13 protein-coding genes are annotated in these 13950 nt (G+C 70.7%); 9 read left to right on the forward strand and 4 right to left on the reverse strand.

Annotated features, from left to right (window positions below):
* The first annotated feature begins 66 nt into the window (after window positions 1-66).
* From FQ377_RS04275 to dhaM, 6 genes are all read left to right on the forward strand, one after another.
* A complete protein-coding gene (locus FQ377_RS04275) occupies window positions 67-2094 on the forward strand; it encodes a S9 family peptidase (protein ID WP_148599944.1) in 2028 nt (675 codons plus the stop codon).
* 36 nt (window positions 2095-2130) lie between these two features.
* The gene (locus FQ377_RS04280; protein ID WP_148599945.1) at window positions 2131-2640 is read left to right on the forward strand and encodes an amino-acid N-acetyltransferase; all 510 of its coding nucleotides are present in this window, start codon (window positions 2131-2133) and stop codon (window positions 2638-2640) included.
* 132 nt (window positions 2641-2772) lie between these two features.
* On the forward strand, window positions 2773-2952 hold the full coding sequence (locus tag FQ377_RS04285; RefSeq protein ID WP_148599946.1) for a CsbD family protein: 180 nt from the start codon (window positions 2773-2775) through the stop codon (window positions 2950-2952).
* A gap of 208 nt (window positions 2953-3160) precedes the next feature.
* Complete coding sequence (dhaK, locus tag FQ377_RS04290) at window positions 3161-4162, forward strand: dihydroxyacetone kinase subunit DhaK (RefSeq protein ID WP_148599947.1); 1002 nt, start codon at window positions 3161-3163, stop codon at window positions 4160-4162.
* A gap of 1 nt (window position 4163) precedes the next feature.
* On the forward strand, window positions 4164-4814 hold the full coding sequence (dhaL, locus tag FQ377_RS04295; protein ID WP_148599948.1) for a dihydroxyacetone kinase subunit DhaL: 651 nt from the start codon (window positions 4164-4166) through the stop codon (window positions 4812-4814).
* The gene (dhaM, locus tag FQ377_RS04300; protein WP_148599949.1) at window positions 4811-5554 is read left to right on the forward strand and encodes a dihydroxyacetone kinase phosphoryl donor subunit DhaM; all 744 of its coding nucleotides are present in this window, start codon (window positions 4811-4813) and stop codon (window positions 5552-5554) included. The genes dhaL and dhaM overlap by 4 nt, the downstream gene beginning before the upstream one ends.
* Before the next feature lie 36 nt (window positions 5555-5590).
* Here dhaM and FQ377_RS04305 read toward each other — a convergent pair whose 3' ends face one another.
* From FQ377_RS04305 to FQ377_RS04320, 4 genes are all read right to left on the reverse strand, one after another.
* Window positions 5591-6601: an HhH-GPD family protein gene (locus FQ377_RS04305; RefSeq protein WP_148599950.1), complete on the reverse strand. Its 1011-nt coding sequence runs from the start codon at window positions 6599-6601 to the stop codon at window positions 5591-5593.
* Between the two features lie 28 nt (window positions 6602-6629).
* The gene (gene disA / locus FQ377_RS04310; protein ID WP_148599951.1) at window positions 6630-7706 is read right to left on the reverse strand and encodes a DNA integrity scanning diadenylate cyclase DisA; all 1077 of its coding nucleotides are present in this window, start codon (window positions 7704-7706) and stop codon (window positions 6630-6632) included.
* Between the two features lie 176 nt (window positions 7707-7882).
* On the reverse strand, window positions 7883-9268 hold the full coding sequence (radA, locus tag FQ377_RS04315) for a DNA repair protein RadA (protein WP_148599952.1): 1386 nt from the start codon (window positions 9266-9268) through the stop codon (window positions 7883-7885).
* Between the two features lie 36 nt (window positions 9269-9304).
* Entirely contained in the window at window positions 9305-10432 is a 1128-nt protein-coding gene (locus tag FQ377_RS04320) for an FUSC family protein (protein WP_148599953.1), read from the reverse strand.
* 212 nt (window positions 10433-10644) lie between these two features.
* Between FQ377_RS04320 and pstS the strand changes: the two genes are divergently transcribed.
* The 3 genes from pstS to pstA all read left to right on the forward strand — a co-directional run bounded on the left by pstS (window position 10645) and on the right by pstA (window position 13919).
* On the forward strand, window positions 10645-11754 hold the full coding sequence (gene pstS, locus FQ377_RS04325) for a phosphate ABC transporter substrate-binding protein PstS (RefSeq protein ID WP_148599954.1): 1110 nt from the start codon (window positions 10645-10647) through the stop codon (window positions 11752-11754).
* Window positions 11755-11881: 127 nt separating this feature from the next.
* Window positions 11882-12814, forward strand: a complete 933-nt coding sequence (gene pstC, locus FQ377_RS04330; RefSeq protein WP_148599955.1) for a phosphate ABC transporter permease subunit PstC — start codon at window positions 11882-11884, stop codon at window positions 12812-12814.
* A 1-nt stretch (window position 12815) separates the two neighbouring features.
* Complete coding sequence (gene pstA / locus FQ377_RS04335) at window positions 12816-13919, forward strand: phosphate ABC transporter permease PstA (RefSeq protein WP_148599956.1); 1104 nt, start codon at window positions 12816-12818, stop codon at window positions 13917-13919.
* The last annotated feature ends 31 nt before the right edge of the window (window positions 13920-13950 follow it).

The following is a 13950-nucleotide window of genomic DNA, read 5'->3' on the forward strand; positions in this document are numbered from 1 at the left end:
GGCAACTGGATTCCTCCCAGAGTGAACTCCTGTGACCCCGCCCACATCCGGTGGTAGAGATGACCCATGAGCACCCCTTTCTCCGATCTCGACGACTTCGTCGCCCTGCCGCGCCTGAGCGGACTCGCCCTCGACCGGCGGGGCACGCGCCTGGTGGCGACTGTCGCCACCCTCGACCAGAAGAAGACCGCGTATCAGAGCGCGCTGTGGGAGATCGACCCTGAGGGCAGGCAGCCCGCACGTCGGCTCACGCGCAGCGGGGCCGGTGAATCGGGGGCGGCGTTCCTCTCCGGCGGAGATCTCCTGTTCACCTCCGCCCGCCCCGATCCGGACGACGCCGACGCCGACGCCGAGAAGCGTCCGGCACTCTGGCGCCTCCCCGCCGCGGGCGGTGAGGCGTCACTGTTCCTGTCCCGCGAGGGCGGGGTCTCGGGGGTGGCCACGGCGGACGACGCCGAGGTGGCCATCGTCACCGGAAGCGTGCTCGCCGGGTCCACGACCGAGCAGGACGACGTCGAGCGCCGCACCCTGCGCAAGGACGGCGGGGTCGCGGCCATCCTCCACACCGGCTACCCCGTGCGGTACTGGGACGCCGATCTCGGTCCCGAGGAACCCCGGTACTTCGCTGTGCAGGGCACCCGGAGCGAGGTGGACACACTCGCGGACCTCGTCCCGTCCGTCCGGGACGGGCTCCGGAACGCCGACCCGGTCCTCACACCGGACGGCTCCGCCCTCTTCACCTCGCTCACGCTCCCGGAGGAGCGAGGTTCCCAGCGCACCGTCCTGGCGCGCGTCGAGCTGGCCACCGGGAGACTGGACGTGCTGCTCGACGACCGCGAGAACGACTACTCTCCCGGTCCTGTGAGCCCGGACGGTGGGCACCTCGTAGTGGTGCGGGAACGGCGGACCACGGCCGAGCTCGCACCCCACAGCAGCCTGCTGCTGCTGCCGCTCGACGGCGGTGAGCCGGTCCCGCTGGCGGCCGAGTGGGACCGCTGGCCCGAACCCCACGCGTGGCTGCCGGACGGCTCGGCCCTCGTGGTCACGGCCGACGACGACGGCTCCGCCCCGGTGTTCCTGATCGAGACCGCCACCGGTTCTGTCCGCCGGGTCACGCAGGACGCCGCAGCCTACTCCGACGTCCGGCCGGCCCCGGACGGTCTCACGGCCTACGCGCTCCGCAGTTCCTATCTGTTCCCGCCCGAGGTGGTCCGCGTGGATCTCGCCTCGGGCGCCACCGAACGCCTCCCCAACCCCGCGGAACGCCCGGAGCTGCCCGGCACGCTCGAGCGGATGGAGTCGAGCGGGGAGGACGGTCAGCGGGTGGCGTCCTGGCTGGTGCTGCCGGACGGCGCCTCCGCAGAGTCCCCGGCCCCGGCCCTGCTGTGGGTCCACGGCGGGCCCATCGGCTCCTGGAACGCCTGGAGCTGGCGCTGGTCCCCCTGGATCATGGCGGCCAGGGGCTACGCCGTGCTGCTGCCGGACCCGGCCCTGTCCACGGGGTACGGCCAGCACATGGTGGATCGCGGCTGGGGCCAGTGGGGCAGAGCGCCGTACACGGATCTCATGAGGGCGACCGATCACCTCGTGGCGCGCGCGGACATCGACGCCACGCGCATCGCGGCACTTGGAGGCAGCTTCGGCGGCTACATGGCCAACTGGATCGCCGGGCACACCGACAGATTCGCCGCGATCGTCACGCACGCGAGCCTGTGGGCTCTCGACCAGTTCGGTCCGACGACCGACGCGGCCTACTACTGGAAACGCGAGATGACCCCCGAGGCGATGCGGGAGAACTCCCCGCACACGCACGTGGGAAACATCAGCACGCCGATGCTGGTCATCCACGGCGACAAGGACTACAGGGTGCCGATCGGCGAGGGCCTGCGCCTGTGGTACGAACTGCTCTCCGCCTCGCAGCTCCCCGCTGACGACGACGGCGTCACGGCGCATCGTTTCCTGTACTTCCCCGACGAGAACCACTGGATCCTCAAACCCCAGCACGCGAGGATCTGGTACTCGGTCATCGAGGCCTTCCTCGCCACGCACCTCCTCGGGGAGGAGCGTGAGCTGCCACCGGAGCTCGGCCTGTAGTGATCCGGGGACGGTGATGATTTGTAGAGTGGTCCGATGAGCCAGCCCTTCACCATCCGTACCGCGCGCACCGCGGACGTCCCTGCGATCAGGTCGATCATCGCCCCGCTCGCGCAGGAGCGCATCCTGATCGCCAAGGAGACGGTGGCCTACTACGAGGCGCTGCCCGAGTTCCGGATCGCCGAGAGCCCCGACGGCGTGATGCTCGGTTGCGGGGCGCTGCACATCATGTGGGAGGACCTGGCCGAGGTGCGTACCCTGGCGACGTCCTCGGTCGCGCGGGGGCTGGGCGTGGGCCACGCGCTGGTGGAGGAGCTCCTGGCCGGGGCCCGCGACTTCGGGGTCAGCCGCGTCTTCTGCCTGACGTTCGAGGTGGACTTCTTCCGCCGCCACGGGTTCGCGGTCATGGAGGACCAGTCCGTGGTGGACCCGGAGATCTACTCCGAGCTGCTGCGCTCGCACGACGAAGGGGTTGCGGAATTCCTGGATCTCGCGCGGGTCAAACCGAACACGCTCGGCAATACCCGCATGATCCGCCGGTTGTGACCGCAGTGCCCACGAGAGGCTGGCGTTCCGTCCGGAGCCGGGGATAAGGTCAGACTACTGAGCATTTCCCACGGAAATGCCGGCGCGCACCGGATCCGGTGGGTGTACACCGAACCGAAGGAGGTCCGCATCATGGGACTGGGAGACAAGATCGGGAACAAGGGCGAGGACCTGGCCGGCAAGGCGAAGGAAGGCTTCGGCAAGGCGACCGGGAACGAGAGCATGGAGGCCGAGGGCCACAAGGACCAGGCCAGCTCCAGCGTCAAGGACGCCGGCGAGAACGTCAAGGACGCGTTCAAGCAGGGCGACTGATCCGGATCGGGTCGCCCCTCGTGGGCAGCCCGGCAGGACCGAGGGAGGGTCCCCGTCGCGGGGGCCCTCCCTTCGTCGTACCCGGCACGGCTCCTCCGGCCGGACGCTAGGCTCGGGCAGCGGGGGCCGGTAACGTGGCCAGTGGCCCGTACGGCCCCTGGGGCGGGCCGTGAGGTCCCCTGTCCGTCCACAGCAAGGAGCAGCCGCCATGAAGAAGCTCATCAACGATCCCCGAGCAGTGGTCGACGAGTCGGTCGAAGGATTCGGGGTCGCACACGCGGATCTCGTGACCGTCCACACCGATCCGCTCTTCGTGGTCCGCAGGGACGCGCCGGTGCAGGGCAAGGTGGGCCTGGTCTCCGGAGGCGGAAGCGGACACGAACCGCTGCACGCCGGCTACGTGGGGCGCGGCATGCTCGACGCGGCCGTCCCCGGTCCGGTCTTCACCTCGCCCACACCCGACGCGATCATCCCGGCCACCACGGCCGTGGACGGCGGGGCGGGCGTGCTGCACATCGTCAAGAACTACACCGGTGATGTCCTGAACTTCGAGACCGCAGCCGAAATGGCCGAGGCCGACGGCGTGCGCGTGCGCTCGGTGCTCGTGAACGACGACGTCGCCGTCGAGGACTCGCTGTACACCGCGGGACGCCGCGGGGTCGGGGGCACGGTCCTCGTGGAGCGCATCGCCGGCGCCGCCGCCGAGCGGGGGGACGATCTGGACGGCGTCGCCGCCGTGGCGCAACGTGTGATCGACGGCGTCCGGTCGATGGGCGTGGCTCTGGCCGCCTGCACCGTCCCGCACGCGGGAGTGCCCAGCTTCGAGCTCGCGGACGACGAGATCGAGATCGGCATCGGCATCCACGGGGAGCCCGGCCGGCACCGCATCGCCATGGAGGACGCCGACGGCATCACGCAGCGGCTCCTCGACCCCATCACGGCCGATCTGCAGCTGACCTCGGGGGACCGCGCCATCGTGATGGTCAACGGGATGGGAGGTACCCCGGCGAGCGAGCTGTACATCGTGTTCCGCCGGGTGGCGCAGCTGCTCGAGGGCCTCGGCGTGAGGATCGAACGCTCGCTCGTGGGCAACTACATCACGGCCCTCGAGATGCAGGGCGCGTCCGTGACCGTCCTGCGCGTGGACGACGAGATGCTCGAGTTGTGGGACAGCCCCGTGCACACCGCAGCCCTCCGCTGGGGGGCGTGACATGGCCGGCAGCCTCGACACCGCCTGGGCCCTGCGCTGGATGCGGGAGACGGCCCGCGTGATCGCCGTCGAGCGCGCGGCACTGATAGACCTGGACCGCGCCATCGGCGACGCCGACCACGGCGAGAACCTGGATCGCGGCTTCACGGCTGTGCTCGGCAAGCTCGACACGGAGGATGCACCCGCCACGCCAGCCGCGGTCCTGAAACTGGTCGCCATGACCCTCATGTCCACCGTCGGCGGTGCGGCCGGACCCCTCTACGGGACCGCTTTCCTGCGGGCCGCGACCTCCCTCGGGGATGCGGAGGAGATCGAGGCGGCGCAGCTGGCGACCATGATCGCCGCCGCCCGCGACGGGATCGTGGCGCGGGGCAAGGCCGAACCGGGCGACAAGACCATGGTGGACGCATGGACCCCGGCCGCCGATGCAGCCACGACCGCAGCCCGGGAGGGCTCCACCGGCGCCGAGGTGCTGGCAGCCGCGGCTGAGGCAGCCCGGGCGGGAGCCGTGGCCACGGAGCCGCTGATCGCCCGCAAGGGCAGGGCCAGTTACCTGGGGGAGCGCAGCATCGGGCACCAGGATCCCGGTGCGGTCTCGAGCGCCCTGATCCTCGAGGCCGCGGTCGATGCTGCAGGAGACGGCGCCCCATGAGTGTGGGCCTGGTGATCGTCTCCCACAGCGAGAAGATCGCCGTCGGCGTGGTCGAGCTGGCGGCGCAGATGGCGCCCGATGTGGTGATCGTCGCGGCAGGCGGGACGGACGACGGCGACGGCGTCCGGATCGGCACGAGCTTCGAGCGCGTCCGGGCCGGCATCGAGGAGGCCATGGGCGACGACGGCGTCGTGGTCCTGACCGATCTCGGTTCCGCCGTCATGACCGCCGAGACCGTGCTCGAGTTCCTCGAGCCGGAGGTCCGCGCCGCGGTGCGCCTGGCCGAGGCGGCCATCGTGGAGGGTGCCGTTGCCGCTGCAGTCCAGTCCCAGGGCGGAGCCCCGCTGGAGGAGGTCCTCCGTGCGGCAGAGGGCGCCGTGGTGTCCCTCAGCCCCCAGGAGCTCCAGCCGTTCGTCAGCGGGGCGGCCACTGGGCACGGGGAGGGCGGCGCGCCCGGCGGGACCGCCTCCCCGGCCGGGTCGCAGGTCAGTGGCTCGTTCACGCTCCCGAACAGGATGGGCCTCCACGCCCGTCCGGCTGCCGTGCTGGCCGCGGCCCTCCTGGAACTCGATGCGGAGGTGACGCTCAACGGTGTGGACGCCACCTCGGTGATGCTGCTCATGAGTCTCGGCCTCGGTCAGGGGGAGAGGGCATCGGTCGAGGCGAGCGGTCCCGATGCGCAGCGTGCTCTCGACGTCGTCCGGGAGTCCGTCGAATCGGGGTTCGGGGAGCCGTCCTGAGCCCCGCCCTCCTGAGCCTCGCCGTCCTGATTCGGGTCAGGAGGGCAGATGGATACTCCCGTCCGTCTCCTCGGCCAGGCCGTCCGACAGCAGTCCGGCGAGTGCCCGCTCGTGCTGCTCGGCGGGCGCCTGCAGTCCGTGCAGCGCACCGAGCGCGCCCGGCAGCTGGTCGGGTCCCGCGGACGTGATGCCGGGCGGGGGTCCCGACCCGAGATCCAGCGGGCCCCGGATCAGCAGGGCCCGTGGGAGGGGACTCTCGGCGGCACGCAGTACGGCCACCATCGCCCCGCGCACCTGCCGGTCCGTGCCGGCCCACGCCTGTCCCTTCGGCACGTGGTCCGGGGCGGGACGGCCCGCGGCGACCCAGGCGCAGGCGTCCTGGACCGGACAGCTCCCACAGGCCGGTGCGCGGGCGGTGCAGATCACGGCCCCGAGCTCCATGACGGCGGCGTTCCACCGCACCGAGAGTGCGTCGTCCTCGGGCAGCAGCTCCTCGGCCCGCCTCATCTCCGCTGCGGTGAGTGCCGGGGCGGGCAGGGCGCTGCCCGCGAACAGGCGCGCGTGCACCCGTCTGATATTGGTGTCCACCACCGTCTCGCGCCGGCCGTAGGCGAAGGCCGCGACGGCGGCGGCCGTGTAGGCACCGACGCCGGGCAGGGCCAGGAGGTCCTCGCGCGTGGACGGGACGACGCCGCCGTGCTGCAGCACGATGGCGCTCGCGGCGGCGTGCAGGCGCAGCGCCCGGCGCGGATAGCCGAGCCGGCCCCAGTGGCGTACGGCGGCACCTGCGGGCTCCGACGCGAGCTCGCCCGGGGTGGGCCAGCGCTCCAGCCACTCGCTCCAGACCGGCAGGACGCGCACCACGGGGGTCTGCTGGAGCATCACCTCGCTGACCAGGATGCCCCATGGCGAGCACGCGGGGTCCCGCCAGGGCAGCTCACGGGCTTCCTCCGAGAACCATGCCGTCACACGATGGTGCAGCAGCGTGGGTGGGGTGGCCCGGCCGGACAGCCGCGCCGGGTCCCGGACACCGGAGGGGGTGGTCATGAGTACTCCTGGGTAGAGAGGTCCACCGTTACAGGAAGCGATCGAGAAGGCTCGTCTCCGCGATCCTCGACAGACCCTCGCGGACGGTCCTCGCGCGCTGCTCGCCGATACCGTCCACCGCCATCAGATCCTCGATGTTCGCCGCCATGAGATTCTGCAGCCCGTCCAGGCGGTCCACGAGGCGGTTGGCGATGGCCGGGGGTACCGCCTTGATGCCCGAGAGCAGCCGATAGCCCTTCGGGTGGACGGGGGTGTCCAGCGAATCGCCGGAGGAGGTGAACCCGAGCACGCCGGCGATGGTGCCGAGATCGATCAGCTCGGTGGAGCTGAGGCCCTGCAGGGTGCTCACGCGGTCCTCGAGCGAGGCGGTACTGGAGCCGACCTCCAGGTAGTCGCGCAGGACCATCTCACTGCCCGGGCCCAACCCGGTGGTCAGCTCCTCGACCTGGAGCGAGAGGAGGCGGCCGTCCACGCCGAGCTCCAGCACGTACTGGGAGATCTCCTCCGAGATCCGGCGCACCATCTCCTGGCGCTGGAGCGTGGCGGCCACGTCGCGCACCGTGACCATCGCCTCGATCTCGAGGGCGGAGAGCGAATTGGTCACCTGGTCCAGGCGCGCCCGGTACCGCTCCAGCGTGGCCAGGGCCTGGTTGGCGCGGGCGAGGACGGGCTCGGAGCCCTCCAGGACGAAGCGGATCCCGGCGATGTAGAGGGCGATGATCTGCATGGACTGGCTCACGCTGATCACGGGCAGTCCGGTCTGCTTCGCCACGCGCTCCGCCGTCCGGTGCCGCGTCCCGGACTCCTGCGTCTCGATGGTGTGGTCGGGAACGAGCTGCACCGCCGCACGGAGGATCCGGCTCGCATCGCGGTCGCAGACGATCGCCCCGTCCATCTTCGCCAGCTCCCGCAGGCGCGTGGGCGAGAAGTCGATGCCGATGTCGAATCCGCCCGAGGAGATGGAGTCCACGGTCCTGTCGAATCCGAGCACGATCAGCGCTCCGGTCCGTCCCCGCAGGATTCGCTCAAGACCGTCGCGCAACTGGGTTCCGGGGGCTACTCTGGCGAGGGTGGCCTTCAGCGCGTCCTCAGGACTGCGGACCATGGGCACTTCCTTTCGCCTGCCGCGCTGTGGAGAGCCCGGCGCAGTCGGGCAGGCGCCGGGCGCGGCCCGGCGGTCGATGGCTGAGGGGTGTCGCGCAGCCGAGGTCAATACTACTGGCGCCGCCGCGCCCACCGGCGCGGACGTACGTCGTCGGCGACCGCAGCCTGCCCCGCACCCTAGAACAGCAGGGCCAGCGCCTCAGCGAGGGTGGACACCTCCCGCACCGAGAAACCGGTGGGGACGGGACCCGTACCTCCGGGCGACGCCGGGACGATCGCGTGCGTGAAGCCGAGCCGCTCCGCCTCGAGGATGCGCCGGTTGATGCCGGGGACCGGACGCACCTCACCCGCCAGGCCCACCTCGCCGAAGGCGATGAGCCGGGCCGGGAGCGGGTGATCCGTCTTGGCCGAGGCGATGGCCAGGGCGACGGCCAGATCCGTGGCCGGTTCCGTCAGCCTGACCCCGCCCACCGTGGCCACGTAGCTGTCGTCCTTGTGGAGGGAGACCGAGGCGCGGCTCTGCAGCACGGCCAGTAGCATCGCCACGCGGGAACTGTCCAGCCCGCTCGTGGCCCGGCGGGGCTGCGAGGTGGAGGATTCCGCGAGCAGCGCCTGGACCTCCGCGAGCAACGGACGCCGGCCCTCCAGCGTCACGGTGATGCAGGTGCCCGAGACCGGATCCTTGGTCCGGGAGACGAACAGCCCACTCGGATCGGCGAGCCCCTCGATCCCGCCGTCGGTCAGATCGAAACAGCCCACCTCGTCCGTGGGGCCGTAGCGGTTCTTCACCGCGCGCAGCAGGCGCAGGCGCGAGTGCCGCTCGCCCTCGAACTGGCAGACGACGTCGACCAGGTGTTCCAGGAGCCTCGGCCCGGCGATCGAACCGTCCTTCGTGACGTGCCCCACGAGCAGCGTGGTCATGCCGCGGGCCTTCGCCGCCCCGATGAGTGAGGCGGCGACCTCGCGGACCTGGGTGACCCCGCCGGCACTGCCGTCCACGGCGGCGCTGCTGAGCGTCTGGACGGAGTCGACGATCAACAGGGCGGGGTCGATCTTCTCGACCTGGCCGAGGGCCTGGCCCAGATCCGTGTCCGCGCTGAGGTACAGGGAGTCGGCGACGGCGTCGATCCTGTCCGCCCGGAGTTTCACCTGTGCTGCGGACTCCTCGCCCGTGACGTAGAGGACGTCCTTGCCCAGCCGTGCCACGCGCGCGGCCACGTCGAGCAGGAGGGTGGACTTCCCGACGCCGGGCTCCCCGGCGAGCAGGATCACGGCCCCGGGCACGAGCCCTCCGCCGAGGACGCGGTCGAGTTCGTCGATCCTCGTCGGCTGGAAGCCGGACAGGGTGGCATCGACGTCGGCGATCCTCCGTGCGGGTGTGGTGACGGCCGTGGCCGCCGTGGTGCGGGCCGCCACCTGGCCGGTCTCCTCGACGGTTCCCCAGGCCTGGCACTCGCCGCAGCGGCCCACCCACTTGGCGGTGGTCCAGCCGCACTCGGCGCAGCGGTAGTTCGGGGCGTTGCTACGGCCCGCGCGGGCCGCGGGGGAGGTCTTGGTGGCCATGGCCTCAGGCTACCGGCGGCCACGGACAGGACGGGCTCAGAGCCGCGGCAGGTAGCCGGAGGCATCCTCGTGGGAGAGGCCCGTGGCCTCCAGCAAATCCACCACGAGGGGGCGCAGGAGCAGCACGAGGCCCTCGCCCTCGAGGCGCTTGATGTGCAGCGGCCCGGGGTGGAGCTGGATCGCGACGTCGGCGAGTTCTATGCGCGCCTGGCGGAGATTGAGGCCCCGCTCGGTCGAGTCCTGACCGGACAGGGCACGGCTGAGGACATCGACGCCGTCGGCGGCGTCGTCGAGCGCCTGGCTGAGGGCCGACACCGCCTCGTCGGACATGGCGGCGTGATTGATCACCGAGGTCAGCCGGCGGGAGAACACACGACTGTTCCGGATGGCGAGATCGATGAAGCCGACGGCCCTCCGAAGGGACCCGAGTTCGTCGCGGTGCCTCCGGTAGGCGGGGGAGATGCGCGCCACCTCCTCGGCCGAGCGCATGCTGGTCGTCAGGCTGTCGAGCCGGGACTGGGAGGCGCGCGCTCTCACGAGGGCGTGCCAGGCGCGGGTGGAGTCGCTGTTCCGCAGGGCGGCGGCACTCTCGCGGAGCACGTCCGAGAGTTCGCCCAGGAGACCGCGGACGTCCGTCTTGGGTTCGTGGCGGGGGTCACGGGGCAGCAGCATGGTGATGAGGAGAGCGAAGAGACCCCCCACGATCGCGTCGAGGCTGCGGGTGAACGGACCGCCGTCGGGGGCTGGGAGCAGCACCACGAGCAGGGACTGCAGGCCGAGCTGCATGGTGAAGATGGTGCCGCTGTCCAGGAAGCGCGCCAGGAGGATGGACGCGAACAGGACGAGGGCCGCCTGCCACAGACCGGTGCCGAAGAACGTCAGGAGCACATCGCCCACCGCGATGCCGAGCGTGCACCCGAGGGCCACCTCCAGGACGCGGCGCAGGCGCGGATCGCGGGAGAAGCCGAGGGCGATCATGGACGACGTCGCTGCGAAGAGCGGCCCCTCGTGGCCCAGTACCTCCTCGGCGAAGGCGTAGGCCCCTACCGCGCAGACGGTCATCTGGAGCGCTGTGACGACCGATCCTGAGCTGCGCCTCAGGCCGATGCGCGAGCGTTTGCGCAGGAAGGCGAACGTCGCTGATACTCCCTGGCGTGCCGGCATGGCCCCAGTCTATGAGGTGGGGTCCCTGGCCCCTTCCGACCCGGGAGGAAGGGATGTCCGGGCCCGGGCCGGCGATGTTCACCTCCCGTTAAGGTCCGACCATCAGTCCCGTCATCTGCTCCGCCTAGCGTCGAGCCTGTACTTCCGTCCTCCGCGTTCCCACCGGTGCCGCGTGTGCCCGGTGACCATCTCCCTGGAAGGGGCAGTATCCCGTGAAGGCTCTTCGTAGCGGTCGCACCATGGCCGTCATCTCCCTCGCCGCGCTGGCGCTGACCGCGTGCGGTTCCGACGACGTCACCGGAGGTGCGCCGGCCGACGCCGCCTCCGGGTCCTCCACGCTCAGCGGTACGCTGACCGGCGCCGGATCGTCGGCCCAGAATGCCGCCATGACGGCGTGGCAGTCCGGGTTCGCCGCGTCGAGCGGCGCCGACGTCCAGTACTCGCCCGACGGTTCGGGGGCCGGCCGCGATGCGTTCCTGGCGGAGGGAGTGCAGTTCGCGGGATCGGATGCAGCCCTCGACGACGAGGAGTACGACGCCTCGAAGGAGATCTGCGGCCCCGACGGTGCCATCGACATCCCGGTGTACGTCTCGCCCATCGCGATCGCCTTCAATCTCCCGGGCATCGACACGCTGGATCTGGACGCCGCGACCATCGCGTCCGTCTTCCGTGGCGAGGTGGAGAGCTGGGACGACGAGGCGATCGCCGCGCAGAACGAGGGCGTGGAACTTCCCACGACGCCCATCACCGTGGTCCACCGTGCGGACGACTCCGGGACCACCGAGAACTTCACCGAGTACCTGGCCGCCGCAGCACCGGAGGCCTGGACCGACGAGGCCGACGGCGCCTGGCCCGAGGCCCTCGTCGCCGAGAACGCCCAGGGTACCAACGGCGTCGTCTCGACGACCACCGGAACCGACGGCGCCATCACCTACGCGGATGCCTCCGCCGTCGGCGATCTCGGTCGGGTCAGCGTGCTGGTCGGGGAGGAGTACGTGCCCCTCAGTGCCGACGCCGCCGGCCGCGCCGTCGAGGCGGCGACGCGGGTCGCGGGCCGGTCCGACGTCGACATGTCCCTCGAGCTCGAGCGTGACACCACCGAGTCCGGCGCCTACCCCGTGGTCCTCGTCTCCTACCACGTGGTCTGCAGCAGCTACGCGGACCAGGAGACCGTGGATCTCGTCAAGGCCTTCGAGACCTATGTGGTCAGCGCGGAGGGGCAGGACGCCGCCGCGGCCTCCGCGGGCAGCGCGCCGCTCCCGGAGGACATCCGGGCGGACGCCATGACGGCTATCGGATCGATCACTGTAGGTTCGTCGTAGACGCCGTCACCTCACCGATGGTGACCGGGGAGGACCGTCGGCGGTTCCGGGCCGTGCAGGAGAATCCCGTACCGTGACATCTGTCCCCGGCGCGCAGCGCCGAACCTCCGATCCGAAGGGTTTCCCCGTGTCGACCAGCACCCTGACCAGCCGTGATGCGGCAGGCAAGTCCGGAGACCGGGTCTTCTCCGGAGCCGCGCTGGGAGCGGGCATCCTGATCCTGGTGGTCCTGTTCGGCGTGGCGGTCTTCCTGATCATCCAGGCGCTGCCGGTCCTGGGCGCCGATCCGGCGGACATCACCGGTGGTGACGGCTTCGGGGCCTACATCTTCCCGATCGTCGTCGGCACCGTCATCGCCGCCGCCATCGCGCTCCTGCTCGCGACCCCGCTCGGCATCGGTGTGGCTCTGTTCATCTCCCACTACGCCCCTCGGCGCCTGGCCATGACCTTCGGCTACCTGGTGGACCTGCTGGCCGCCATCCCGTCGGTGGTCTACGGCGCGTGGGGCTATGCGGTCCTCGCGCCGCAACTGGCCGTCGCGTACGGCTGGCTGGCCGAAAATCTCGGTTGGATCCCGATCTTCGCCGGACCGGCGAGCCAGACGGGCAAGACCATCCTCACCGCGGGGATCGTCCTCGCCGTCATGGTGCTGCCGATCATCACCTCACTGAGCCGGGAGATCTTCCTGCAGACCCCCACGCTGCACGAGGAGGCCGCCCTCGCCATGGGCGCCACCCGGCTGGAGATGATCTGGATGGCCGTGCTCCCTTTCGCGCGGACCGGCATCGTCAGCGCAGCCATGCTCGGACTCGGCAGGGCCCTGGGCGAGACCATGGCGGTGGCCCTGGTGCTCTCCGGCGGCGCCCTCACCGCGAGCCTGATCCAGTCCGGGAACCAGACGATCGCCGCGGAGATCGCCCTGAACTTCCCCGAGGCGTACGGACTGCGCCTCAGCGAACTCATCGCGGCGGGCCTGGTGCTCTTCGTCATCACGCTGGTCGTGAACATCATTGCGCGCTGGATCGTCAGCCGCCACAGGGATTTCTCGGGAGCGAACTGACATGAGCAGTGCACTGCTGAAGACACGGCGCTCGCAGCTGACCAAGGGCCGACTGCCCGGCTATGCGATTTGGGTGGTCCTCGGTGCGGCCGTCGTGCTCGCCGCCGCCGTCTCGGCCCTCATCGGCTTCGACGTGGTCGTCTGGGCCCTCATCGCTGCCGTCTTCTTCGTCGTCGGCGCCACACTGGTCACCGCGGCCGCCGAGGGCAGCCGGAAGGCCGCCGATTCACTGATGACGTACCTGGTGTACGGCTCCTTCGTGATCGCACTGCTCCCGCTCCTCTCCGTCATCTGGACGGTCCTGGAGCGGGGCCTGCCGGGACTGTCCTACGACTTCTTCTTCACCTCGATGAACGGGGTGACCGGTGCCACGGACAACGCGTCCGCCGAGAACGGGACGCCGGTCCTCGGCGGCGCCTACCACGCGATCGTCGGCACCCTGCAGATCACCCTGTGGGCCTCGCTCGTCTCCGTGCCGATAGGCCTCCTGGCCGCCGTGTACCTGGTGGAGTACGGCAGGGGCGGTGCACTCGACCGCGCCATCACCTTCTTCGTGGACGTCATGACGGGGATACCCTCGATTGTCGCGGGCCTCTTCGCGGCCGCGCTGTTCGCGCTCCTGTTCGGCCCCGGCACGCGGACGGGGTTCGTCGCGTCCGTCGCCCTGTCCGTGCTCATGATCCCCGTGGTCGTCCGTTCCACCGAGGAGATGCTCAAGATCGTCCCGAACGAACTCCGGGAGGCCTCCTACGCGCTCGGTGTGAGGAAATGGCGCACCATCGTGAAGGTGGTGGTGCCGACGGCGATCTCCGGCATCGCCTCGGGCGTCACCCTGGCGATCGCGCGGGTGGTCGGGGAGACCGCACCCATCCTTGTCACCGCGGGATTCGCGAGCTCGATCAACCTGAATGTCTTCGGGGGATGGATGAGCACGCTCCCGACGTTCATCTACTACCAGATTCTGACCCCGACCTCCCCGACGAATATCGATGCGAGTACGCAGCGTGCCTGGGCGGCGGCGCTGATCCTGATCATCATGGTCATGCTGCTCAATGTCGTGGCACGCCTGGTGGCGAAGATCTTCGCCCCCCGCACCAGCCGCTGACCTGCGCGCACACCACTCCCGAGCTGACAAG

Source organism: Arthrobacter echini (assembly GCF_008107445.1).
Taxonomy (GTDB): domain Bacteria; phylum Actinomycetota; class Actinomycetes; order Actinomycetales; family Micrococcaceae; genus Arthrobacter_D; species Arthrobacter_D echini_A.

Coding starts and splice junctions, on each gene's coding strand:
- FQ377_RS04275 (WP_148599944.1), top strand. CDS start 67: ATGAGCACCCCTTTCTCCGATCTCGACGACTTCGTCGCCCTGCCGCGC.
- FQ377_RS04280 (WP_148599945.1), top strand. CDS start 2,131: ATGAGCCAGCCCTTCACCATCCGTACCGCGCGCACCGCGGACGTCCCT.
- FQ377_RS04285 (WP_148599946.1), top strand. CDS start 2,773: ATGGGACTGGGAGACAAGATCGGGAACAAGGGCGAGGACCTGGCCGGC.
- dhaK (WP_148599947.1), top strand. CDS start 3,161: ATGAAGAAGCTCATCAACGATCCCCGAGCAGTGGTCGACGAGTCGGTC.
- dhaL (WP_148599948.1), top strand. CDS start 4,164: ATGGCCGGCAGCCTCGACACCGCCTGGGCCCTGCGCTGGATGCGGGAG.
- dhaM (WP_148599949.1), top strand. CDS start 4,811: ATGAGTGTGGGCCTGGTGATCGTCTCCCACAGCGAGAAGATCGCCGTC.
- FQ377_RS04305 (WP_148599950.1), bottom strand. CDS start 6,601: ATGACCACCCCCTCCGGTGTCCGGGACCCGGCGCGGCTGTCCGGCCGG.
- disA (WP_148599951.1), bottom strand. CDS start 7,706: ATGGTCCGCAGTCCTGAGGACGCGCTGAAGGCCACCCTCGCCAGAGTA.
- radA (WP_148599952.1), bottom strand. CDS start 9,268: ATGGCCACCAAGACCTCCCCCGCGGCCCGCGCGGGCCGTAGCAACGCC.
- FQ377_RS04320 (WP_148599953.1), bottom strand. CDS start 10,432: ATGCCGGCACGCCAGGGAGTATCAGCGACGTTCGCCTTCCTGCGCAAA.
- pstA (WP_148599956.1), top strand. CDS start 12,816: ATGAGCAGTGCACTGCTGAAGACACGGCGCTCGCAGCTGACCAAGGGC.